The organism is Rhodothalassium salexigens DSM 2132 (assembly GCF_004341375.1).
Taxonomy (GTDB): Bacteria; Pseudomonadota; Alphaproteobacteria; order Sphingomonadales; family Rhodothalassiaceae; genus Rhodothalassium; species Rhodothalassium salexigens.
The window spans coordinates 1-9,028 of record NZ_SLXO01000020.1; the positions used below are offsets into that span (position 1 = coordinate 1).

Consider the following 9,028-nt stretch of genomic DNA (forward strand, 5'->3'; position numbering starts at 1 on the left):
CGTCGCGCAGCAGCCGCAGCGCCGGCTCGACCACCAGCCCCTCGCCGCCACGGGTGCCCAGGTCGCAATCGATCTGGGCGATCAGCCGGTCGAGCACATGGGCCTTGGGGTCGAGCCGGCTGGCGTGGATCACCACGCGCCGCCCCTGCGCCCAGGCCGGCGCCTCCCAGGTGCGCCACTCGAATGGCTTGAGCCCGGCGACGATCAGCGTCGCCCAGGGCTGGTGAACGGTCAGCGCGAGCGGTCGGGAATCAGTGCTACGCATTTTCAGATTCCTTGAGCTTCCCCCACGCAAAGCGCACGCCCGCGCGGGTGATTTCTGAGTAATCCAGCCACCACTCGGCCACGCTGGCGATGATGCGGGCGCCGTGGTCGCGGTTGATAGCGGTAGCGACGGCTTCGCGCAGGTCATCCTCCGACAGTCGGTACGGGCAGAGGTTGTCGTGCCGATCCGGGTTCCAGGCGGGCAGCCACCACCCGTCATCGTGCAGCGGTCGGGAATCGGCCTTCGGGTCGGGCATCGCCTTAGCCTCCGCTCGCAACGATCAGGCCGAGGGTCAGCCCGACGATGCCGCCGGACAGCGCGCCGAGGATCATGCCGACCAGGGCGGCTTCGTCCGCCACGGTCTGCGGCTCGATGTCGGGCGCGGGGCAGTGGGGCGCGGCGCGACGATCGGCTGATTGCCGGCCCCGCTGGGCGGCGAAGGCTTCTTTCAGGGTCTTCGGGTTGTGGCTGGTCATGGTGCGGTCCTTTCGGCCGGCTCGACCGGCACGCAGTCGACGGTGTTGACGATGGCGGTCAGGCCCTCGCCCACGGCCTGGATCGCCAGGCGCTCATGGGCGCGATAGGCGGTGACAATGCCGACCCGGCCGGTGGGGCGATGGCGCACCCGGTGGCCCAACATCGGAAACAGCGAGACGATTTCAGCGCTCATTGGGCGGCCTCCTCGCGGCGGCCGTCACGCACCATGGCGGCGATACGGCGATCCAGGGCGTCGCGCAGGGCGACCGCCTCGTCGATGGTGGACGGCGCGCCGATCCGCCCGGCGGCGAACGGCTGGTCTTGCGGCTGGCCGGACAGCGCGGCCCGGCCCCGGTCGATGATGCCGTCGAGGCGCGCCACCTCGGCCTCGTCGCGCGGGTCGCCATAGCGCCCGTCTGGGCCGGTCACGAAATCGTAGAGCGTGTCGCGCTCGGCGGTCAGTTCCCGCAGCGCCTCGGTCAGCGCCGCTTCGAGTTGGGCGACGCGGTCGCCCGGGCTGGCCTTCGGTGCCGCAGCGGCGGCCGGTGTTTGATCCATCATCGCTCCCTCCTTGGTGAGGATTGCCCGGCCCTGTTGGCTGACGCCGGGTCGGGCGGTGGGGCAGCGCCGCGCAGAGCCTGGCCGGTGGCCTTGTCGTACGGGGCGATGGAGAGAACGATATACGCATATGGCGTACGCATCAACGTAAAAAACGTATGACATGGGTGGGCAGCTACCCGGCTAGCTCAAGATATTGGCAAAGGGCGGCTAGCCGTTGGGCCGCTTTTGACTCCGCCTTTCTTAGTCGTCAGTATTCTCCACAATGAGTGGAGGGAATTGATGGATCGATTGCTTTTTTATGTGCAGGGTTCGGCGAAGACGCCCTACAAGGTTACGGCAGAAGGTGAAGGCGAGGGGCTGCGGATATTTTGCTCATGCCCAGTGGGGCGACGAGGAAGAAGTTTCTGCAAGCACATTGCTTATCTTTTGCAAGGGGACCTGAAGAAACTGGTTTCGCCATATGAAGCAGATGTGATCGAGCTTATTCGCAGGGCCGAGGGCAGCCAATATCTGGAGAAGGCTGCGTCACGGGTGAATACCGATCTGCGCCGTGCCGATTTCGCGAAACTCAAGACCGTACAGGATATTGCTGCCCGGTTCCGTAGTGAACTTGAGCAGATGGGGTGGGTAATTGAGGTTACCCGGTCAGAGGATGAACGGCAGGAAGAGTGCCTGAAGCTCCGCTGTCGCTTCAAGAATGGCAATCTTCGTAAGACCCCGAGTTTGATACTCGAATATGTCCCCTACGACTATGAGTACGAAGACGATTGGAGTGCCAACCGTTCCATCGAGAATCTCAAGACGCGGGCCAGGCCTTGGGGTGTCCGTGGGAAGTCTCAGCGGTCTGTCGGCACGTGGGGGCATCCTGAACCAGCGATCGACCGGTTCTTGGAAATGGCCAAGCGGGAAAGGCCGGCCTGAATTGGGTCCACAAAGCGGGGGTAAACTCGGCGAGGGCGTGCGTTACAGTCGTCGGCCAAACCAGACGACACGCCCCATGATCGAGATTTCTTCCGCCAGTGCTTCGTCGGTCGAGTATGCCGGGTTGTCAGGCAGCAGCCGCACACGCGGAGGGTCGCTTCTGGGCACCTTTTCCACTCGCTTACAAACCATCCCGTCGCCGTCCCAAAGAACGAAAATCCCCGGCATCGTTGGCATCTTATCCCGGGTGTCGAACAGAATCTGGTCGCCATGGAGAAGCGTCGGCGACATCGAATCACCGCGAAGTTGGATCGCCATCAGGTTTTCGGCATGTGCCCGCAGTTCGCTCTCGACGAGATGACGCGGGAACAGCACGTACATCTCGTCGCCGTCTCCGTTCCCGCCGCCACCGAGCCCCGCATAGGTCGGGATTTGGCGGATCTTGACGTAATCGGGAATTGGGGTTTCCGGCGCGATAAGCCCCTCTTCGGCGGGTAGGAAGTCCGTCATCTGGGCTTCGCAGAGGTCCCAGACTTCTTTTGGCGATATCGGCGGGCTGCCTCGCCCTGGCAAGACCTCAAGCAGCCGCTTGATAAACCGCAACGGCAATCCCGCTTCGAAATCCTCAGGGTTTTCGTAGCGTTGATAGCTGCTTGCGCCGGCATACCCCATCGCCGTGGCAATGCCTTCCATCGACAAATTGGCGCGTTCGCGGAGGTCCCGAAGGCGGCCGGCTGCGGTGGTCTTGGCGATCTTGTTCATAAACATGGCCAATATCGCACGTGGCCATACGTATTCTGCGTTGACGATGTACGCACTGTGCGTATAACGTCCATGCCATGACCCAGGCAGAAAAAATCATCGAGGCGTTCGGCGGTATCAGCCCCATGGCTCGGCGGCTGGGGCATCGTCACGCCAGTACGGTTCAGGGCTGGAAAGAGCGGGGCTTCATCCCCGTGCGTCGGCACGTGGAGGTGCTGACGGCCGCCCGTGAGCACGGCATTCCGCTCCAGCCCGAAGACTTCTTTTTGGACAAAGACCGAGCCGCATGAGCGGCGGTCTGGCCCACGGCGATATGCGGCTGGGGTCGTCATGGTCCCAGCCTGAGCGAACGGAGGGATAAAGCCCATGACCACAGGGTGTGTGATGTTGGCCGACGATCTGGAAGAGATCCTCGGCCCGCGCCTGGCCGATTGGCTGCGCAGCTACGACTACAAGACTGTTGCGGCGATGTTCCCGCCCACCGCGCCGCAGACCGCCAAGCGCTGGAAGGCCGGCAGTCTGCCCCAGGTGCCGCACATGGCGGCGATGGTAGAGCGTTGGGGCCGGCCGTTCGTCGATCATGTGTTCGAGCCGCTGCTGGGTGACGTGCCCCTGGAGCGCCGCGCCGAGCGCATCGAAGCCGACATGCGACAGTTGAGAAAGGATTTGGCCCATGTGGACGCGGCTACGCAGCGCACTCTGGATCTGGCTCGGGCAGGTGACAGCGTGGACGGCGCGGGCGCTGGGCAGCGCGGGCTTTCGCCTGTCGCGGCGAGCGGATCGGATGGTCGGACGCGGGATCAGGCTGCGCCAGCGCGCCCGGATCGGCTGAACGGGGCGGCGCGCGGCCTGGGCGTCTGGCTGGCCGGTCTGGCGCTGGGTCTGGCCCTGGCCGACGGCGGCGGCTGGGTGCCGGTGCCCGACGATCAAGCCGCCCAGCCGATCATGCAACGCGCACCGCGCGGCGGCCAACAGGGCCGTAGCCTGCGCCTGCGCCAGGGCCGGGAGTTCGACATATGAGCCCCCGCCCGACCCGAGCCTCCAGCCCCCATGCCCATGAGGAAGCGCGCGCCGTGGCGCGTGCGGCATGGGAGCGCCTGCGGACCGCCCGGCGGGCGCTGGAGCGCGCCCAAGACGCCGCAGTGGCGGCCGAGGCCGACTGGCGCGACGCCCGCGACCGGCTGCGCGCCCTCGAACGTGTTCTGACCGCGGCGTCCGCCGCCAATCACCAGGCAAAGACGGAGGGCCCCCATGCCTACGCCGATTGATCACCAGCGGGCCGAACCGATTTACGCCTATCTGTGCGAGCGGGCCCGTGCCGGCGGACGGACGCCGACGGAACGGGAAATCGGCGAGGCGATCGGGATGTGTGGCGAGGCCGTGCGCCGCGCCATGCCGGTGCTGGTCGAGCAGGGGCGCGTGTGTCGACCGCGCCGCGACGGGTGGCGGCCCGTTGGCATGGTCTTGCCAGAATTGGGGCTGACGATGGCGCCGCCGCCTGCCCCCCAGCGCGATTGCGATTGGCCCACCAAGCGCGAGCGCGAGGCCGAGGCGCGCCGCGTGCACGCGATCCTCTCGCGGCGCGGCTATGGCGAGGATGATCTGTCGATCGCCCCGCAGAGCGTCCCCGGCCCGTCGATCAACTGGCGCGATCACCGATCCGGCCCGCCGGCGGCCAGCAGCGCCGCCGACTTGGAGGGCGGGGCATGACGATCCAAACGCCAAACCTTGAAAGCCAAGGGCGCGAGCCGTATTATGTGGCTTGGAGCTTAGCAACTCCAAGTCAGAGCGGAACCCGCCCCGCAGGCGGTTTTTCTATGCCTATGTTCCGGGGGCCGTACGCGTATGTCCAGGGCGCAAGCCTAAAGGCGTGCGGGCTCGACTCTGGCCGAGTTGCTAACCCCCGGAGCGCCAGCACCTTAGCAAGTGGTGACGCTCCGGCACTCGAATGCCAGAGGAGCGACGCCATGGCTGAGACTGGCGAACGGGCGGAGTCTGCCCTCTCTCTTACCGACATCGAAAGCGATAGCGACGAGCCGCGTATCAAGGATGTTCGGCTCGGCGAACGCCTGGGCATGGCCCAACCCCTGAACATCCGCGAGGCCATTGAGAGCAACCGAGCCGAGTTGGAACGGTACGGAGAGGTTTTCACGCGCTCCGTGAAAACCTCTGCTAAGGGCGGGCGTCCTGGCCGCGCCTATTATCTCAACGAGCCCCAAACTCTCTTGCTTTGCATGCTGTCGCGCACGGAGCGCGCGGCCGACGTTCGCCAGGAAGTCATCAAGGTCTTCATGGCTTGGCGGCGGAGTGAGGAGCGCGTCGCTGTGCGGGCGCACACGCGGCGCAAGGCTCGTCCGAGCAAGCAAATCCAGGATGCTGCTACCCGCATAGACCCGCGCCGTCGCCATCTCGTTTGGTTCGACGGCCACGGCCAGATGCAGTCCAAGGCGGTTGGGGCCGGGGCGACCATTGTGGACGGCTCCAACGAGGTGAACCTGCTCACCTTTCTTCGAGAGGAAGTCCCTTCGCAGAACGTGCCGCAAGCGTTCGACTGCCTTGGTCAGCGTCTGCGCCGTCTCGCCGAGAGGGAGATTGCCCGGCGGCGAGGTGGCCAGGGGAGTGACACCCCATGACCCAGCGCATGACAGCGGCGGCGTTTCGTACCCGGTTTGCGGCCGGGCAGGGCGGCCGGCGGGCCGGGCGCGGCTACACCGACCGCGAGGGCCCGGTGCATCGGGCGATCATGGACTATCTGCGCGGCCTGGATGCCGCCACCGGCGGCGACCTGTTGGCGCTGCACGTGCCCAATGGCGGCCACATGAACGCCCGCTATGGCGCGGCGGTGAAGGCCAAGGGGGCGATGGCCGGGGCGCCGGACATCCTGGTGCTGTGGGCAGCGCCGGCGGGCGCGGCCGGTGTCGGCTGGATCGAGGTCAAGGCCGACCGGGGCCGGCTCAGCGACAGCCAGCGGCGGTTTGCGCGGCGCATGGAGCATCTGGGCGTGCCGCTCGCGGTGTGCCGCTCGGTGGCGGATGCCGAGGCGGCGCTGACCGACTGGGGCGTTGTCACCGCACCGGGCGAGGGGGGCGAGCCATGTGCCAGGTGACCATCCGCACGGGCGCGGCCCGGAGTGTGGGCGCCCATGGCTTCAAGAGTTTTTCCGGGGGCATTCCCTCGCGGGGCACCCGACCCGCGTCACCCCGCGGCGATGCCGGGCGGCCCCCCGGACGGTCGGTGCCCGACCGCGCGACAGCCGCCAATCGCCGCATCGGCGTCCGGGTCACGAGACGGCCCCTCTCTCTCGCTTCGCGCTTGTGCGTGCCAGCCCGCCGCTGCGGGCCTGGCGTTCCGGCCCCGGCCGGGCGCCCGCGTTTCCTTGATGAGATCACCTTCCCCCGGCTTGCGGCCGGGGGCTTTCTCCCGCGCCGGTCTGGCGCGGTGGCTGTCGGCGCGCGTCGGTCGGGGCGGGTCCCTCCTGCGCCCCGGCCGGTGTGTGGTCCTCCCCACCGGCAGCCACCTCGCGAGGGCGGCGTCACCCAAGCCCCATCGGCGCACCGGTGGGGACCTGGCCCGACGCCCACAACAACAACCGACACCGGCCAATCGGCCAGTGCGCCGCCCTCGTTCCCCAGAACCCCAGGAGGCATCCCATGAATGACGGTCAGGAAACGGCCCCCGCCAATGCGGGCGGCGTGTCGGGCGCGCAACTGCGCCAGTTCATCGAGCGCATCGAGCGGCTGGAAGCGGAAAAGCAGGAAATCGCCGACGACATCAAGGATGTCTACGCCGAGGCCAAGGCCAATGGCTTCGACCCGAAGATCATGCGCCAGGTGATCCGGCTGCGGAAGATGGAAACCCAGGAACGCCAGGAACTCGAAACGCTCCTCGACGTCTATCTGCACGCGCTCGAAGGCGGGGCGGCGGCATGATGGTCGGATCGGGGGCGGTAGGGGACGGCGATCACGCCGGCAAGCTCTTCCGCGTCCGCCGGGTCGGCAGCGGTCACAGGGTGCGGTTCGGGCAGGGGCTCGCCCAGATGCTCCATGCGCCGCGCGGTGAGCCGCTGGGTTACGCCAGTTCTTCCTCAATCGCGCGCCGCAGGGCTTCGTTGATGCGCGTTTGGTATCCGCGGCCGCCAGCCTTGAAGTGCGCCAGCACATCGTTGTCCAGGTGCAGGTTGACCCGCGTCTTGGACGAGCCCGGCGGCCGGCCGGGCAGCTTCTTCGGCAACGGCAGCCGCGCGCGCTCGGCGTTCGTGACGCGCGGGAAACCCGGATGCTCGCCGCGCATCATGGCATCGGTGAACTCGACGTCGTCCGGGTCCAGCGCCCGGTCGATAGGGTCACGTGGGGTCTTTGGCTCGGTCATAGGCTTGCCTTTCTCGGGCATTGGCCCGGCGAAGGGAGATGACGCGCAACCGGTCGCCCCGTGGCGTGAAGACCAAGCAGAACAACCGTCCGTCGATCAGCCCGAACGCCCGGTAGCGCTGTTCGCCATAGTCGCGGCGTTGGTCTCGGACGATCAGCGCGCTGTCCCAGTCGAACCACTCAACAAGGTCGAAGCCGTGGCCGCTTCGGGCCCGCCGGGCCGCGCTTTTGGCGTCATCCCAATCATAGCTCGGCGGCCCGCTCATGGAATTTTTATACACACCGAAAGTCGGTTCTGCAAGGCACGGGGGCGGAGGCGCGACATGACGGTCGCCTATTCCTCAATGCCACGCCACGCGCGGCCATGCCGCCACGACACAGGAGATAAGGTATGAGCGGTCGATCATTTGGCATTGTGTCGGCCTCCCTGTGGGACAGCCGGAAATTCCAGAAATTGGCGGGCGATGGCGAGGCGCAACTCACCTATCTGTACCTCCTGACCTGCCAGCACGGGACGGCGATGGGATGTTTCCGCGTGCGCGCCGGTGTGATCGCCGTTGAGCGTGAGGCGAGCAAGGCGGCCGTGGAAGGCGCCTTGAAGCGGCTGATCGATGTGGGCCTGATCGAGGCCGATGCCGAGGAATCTCTGATCCGCATCGTGGGGTATCTGGACCAGCCGAGCTATGCCATCGCCAACGCCGATGCGGCCCAGGGTGCGATCAAGGCGGCGCTGGCGCTGCCGGTCTCGCCGGTACGGGATGCGATGCTGGCCGACCTAGCGGCGCGCGAGGCGGTCCAGGCCCTGGCAAGCGACGAGAGCAAGAAGGCTGCCGGACGCCGGCGGGCGTGGGCAGACCTGTGCGCAGCCCTGGGTCACCCGTCTGGCACGGGTGATGACACCGGTGCCGACACGGGTGTGGACACGGGTGTGGACACCGGTGGGGACACCCGTGTCACACCCGTCCGACACACGCATACGCAGACGCAGACGCAGAGTCAGATACCCTCCTCCCTTCGGTCGGAGGGGGCGACGGCCGCGCCGCCGCCAGCCCCCACAGGCAAGGCCGGGCCGGTCGATCACGATCATCGTCACGATTGCCCTCCGGCTCAGTCTCAGCCGCCGACCGAGCCTCCGTCCGCGCCACCCGACAGCCCAGTCTCGGGGGTGCCGCCCACGCGTCCGGCGGTCACCGGCGAGGTGATCCCGATCCGTCCGCCCGGTGCCCGGCCAGCGTCGGCCGCCAAGGCCCGTCCGTCCCGCGCCGACGTGGATGCGGCGATCGAGCGCTACAACGCGCTGGCCGGCGAGGTTGGTGAGGCCGGCGGCATCCGGGCGTGCTGCAAGGTGAGCGAGGGGCGGCGCAAGGCAGTGGCGGCCCGGCTGCGCGACCATGGGCTCGATGGCTGGGACCGGGTGCTGGCGCAGATCCGGCACAGCCCGTTCCTGCGCGGCGAGGTGCCCGGCCGCAACGGCACCGTGTTCCGCATGACCCTCGACTTCGTGGCCCGCGAAAGCGCGTTCATCCAGATCATGGAAGGCAAGTATGACGACAGCCCTCAAAGCCAGCAAAACCCAGGCTCCCCAACCCACCACCCCGGCGCGCGCCGCGCAGGCCGCGGTGGCAGCGATGCCGCCGTCGACGCAGCGGCGGCTCTGTGCAGTGAGCTTGACGCC

At 67.4% G+C, this 9,028-nt stretch carries 16 protein-coding genes and 1 pseudogene; 9 read left to right on the forward strand and 8 right to left on the reverse strand.

Annotated elements, in window-relative coordinates; genetic code table 11:
- The 5 genes from EV659_RS14780 to EV659_RS14450 all read right to left on the reverse strand — a co-directional run.
- On the reverse strand, nucleotides 1-265 hold a 265-nt coding region (locus EV659_RS14780), incomplete at its 3' end, for an ASCH domain-containing protein (RefSeq protein ID WP_165878929.1).
- Nucleotides 258-521: a hypothetical protein gene (locus tag EV659_RS14785; protein WP_165878930.1), complete on the reverse strand. Its 264-nt coding sequence runs from the start codon at nucleotides 519-521 to the stop codon at nucleotides 258-260. The genes EV659_RS14780 and EV659_RS14785, both read right to left, overlap by 8 nt.
- 4 nt (nucleotides 522-525) lie before the next feature.
- On the reverse strand, nucleotides 526-741 hold the full coding sequence (locus EV659_RS14440) for a hypothetical protein (protein ID WP_132709604.1): 216 nt from the start codon (nucleotides 739-741) through the stop codon (nucleotides 526-528).
- On the reverse strand, nucleotides 738-935 hold the full coding sequence (locus EV659_RS14445) for a hypothetical protein (protein WP_132709592.1): 198 nt from the start codon (nucleotides 933-935) through the stop codon (nucleotides 738-740). Before EV659_RS14445 ends, EV659_RS14440 begins: the two co-directional genes overlap by 4 nt.
- The gene (locus EV659_RS14450) at nucleotides 932-1,303 is read right to left on the reverse strand and encodes a hypothetical protein (RefSeq protein WP_132709605.1); all 372 of its coding nucleotides are present in this window, start codon (nucleotides 1,301-1,303) and stop codon (nucleotides 932-934) included. The genes EV659_RS14445 and EV659_RS14450 overlap by 4 nt, the downstream gene beginning before the upstream one ends.
- Before the next feature lie 279 nt (nucleotides 1,304-1,582).
- On the opposite strand from EV659_RS14450, the gene EV659_RS14940 reads away from it, so the two are divergent.
- Complete coding sequence (locus EV659_RS14940) at nucleotides 1,583-2,224, forward strand: SWIM zinc finger family protein (RefSeq protein ID WP_184409843.1); 642 nt, start codon at nucleotides 1,583-1,585, stop codon at nucleotides 2,222-2,224.
- Between the two features lie 42 nt (nucleotides 2,225-2,266).
- On the opposite strand, the gene EV659_RS14460 is transcribed toward EV659_RS14940, so the two are convergent.
- Nucleotides 2,267-2,986, reverse strand: coding sequence for a S24 family peptidase (locus tag EV659_RS14460; RefSeq protein ID WP_165878931.1), 720 nt, complete (start codon nucleotides 2,984-2,986; stop codon nucleotides 2,267-2,269).
- 77 nt (nucleotides 2,987-3,063) lie between these two features.
- Between EV659_RS14460 and EV659_RS14465 the strand changes: the two genes are divergently transcribed.
- The 7 genes from EV659_RS14465 (at nucleotide 3,064) to EV659_RS14495 (ending at nucleotide 6,915) form a co-directional block, all read left to right on the forward strand.
- A complete protein-coding gene (locus tag EV659_RS14465; RefSeq protein ID WP_132709607.1) occupies nucleotides 3,064-3,276 on the forward strand; it encodes a carph-isopro domain-containing protein in 213 nt (70 codons plus the stop codon).
- A 76-nt stretch (nucleotides 3,277-3,352) separates the two neighbouring features.
- Nucleotides 3,353-4,006: a hypothetical protein gene (locus tag EV659_RS14470; RefSeq protein WP_132709608.1), complete on the forward strand. Its 654-nt coding sequence runs from the start codon at nucleotides 3,353-3,355 to the stop codon at nucleotides 4,004-4,006.
- On the forward strand, nucleotides 4,003-4,254 hold the full coding sequence (locus EV659_RS14475; RefSeq protein WP_132709609.1) for a hypothetical protein: 252 nt from the start codon (nucleotides 4,003-4,005) through the stop codon (nucleotides 4,252-4,254). The genes EV659_RS14470 and EV659_RS14475 overlap by 4 nt, the downstream gene beginning before the upstream one ends.
- Nucleotides 4,238-4,696 carry a helix-turn-helix domain-containing protein gene (locus EV659_RS14480; protein ID WP_132709586.1) on the forward strand — a complete coding sequence of 153 codons (459 nt, stop codon included), beginning with the start codon at nucleotides 4,238-4,240 and terminating at the stop codon, nucleotides 4,694-4,696. The genes EV659_RS14475 and EV659_RS14480 overlap by 17 nt, the downstream gene beginning before the upstream one ends.
- Nucleotides 4,697-4,953: 257 nt before the next feature.
- The gene (locus EV659_RS14485; RefSeq protein WP_132709610.1) at nucleotides 4,954-5,619 is read left to right on the forward strand and encodes a hypothetical protein; all 666 of its coding nucleotides are present in this window, start codon (nucleotides 4,954-4,956) and stop codon (nucleotides 5,617-5,619) included.
- Complete coding sequence (locus EV659_RS14490) at nucleotides 5,616-6,092, forward strand: VRR-NUC domain-containing protein (RefSeq protein ID WP_132709611.1); 477 nt, start codon at nucleotides 5,616-5,618, stop codon at nucleotides 6,090-6,092. The genes EV659_RS14485 and EV659_RS14490 overlap by 4 nt, the downstream gene beginning before the upstream one ends.
- Nucleotides 6,093-6,636: 544 nt before the next feature.
- Nucleotides 6,637-6,915: a DUF2312 domain-containing protein gene (locus EV659_RS14495; protein WP_132709612.1), complete on the forward strand. Its 279-nt coding sequence runs from the start codon at nucleotides 6,637-6,639 to the stop codon at nucleotides 6,913-6,915.
- A gap of 139 nt (nucleotides 6,916-7,054) precedes the next feature.
- Here EV659_RS14495 and EV659_RS14500 read toward each other — a convergent pair whose 3' ends face one another.
- Nucleotides 7,055-7,354, reverse strand: coding sequence for a BrnA antitoxin family protein (locus tag EV659_RS14500; protein WP_200288191.1), 300 nt, complete (start codon nucleotides 7,352-7,354; stop codon nucleotides 7,055-7,057).
- Entirely contained in the window at nucleotides 7,329-7,619 is a 291-nt protein-coding gene (locus EV659_RS14505) for a BrnT family toxin (protein WP_132709614.1), read from the reverse strand. The genes EV659_RS14500 and EV659_RS14505 overlap by 26 nt, the downstream gene beginning before the upstream one ends.
- A 125-nt stretch (nucleotides 7,620-7,744) precedes the next feature.
- Between EV659_RS14505 and EV659_RS14510 the strand changes: the two are divergent.
- Nucleotides 7,745-9,028, forward strand: a pseudogene (locus tag EV659_RS14510) (hypothetical protein); the annotation flags it as partial.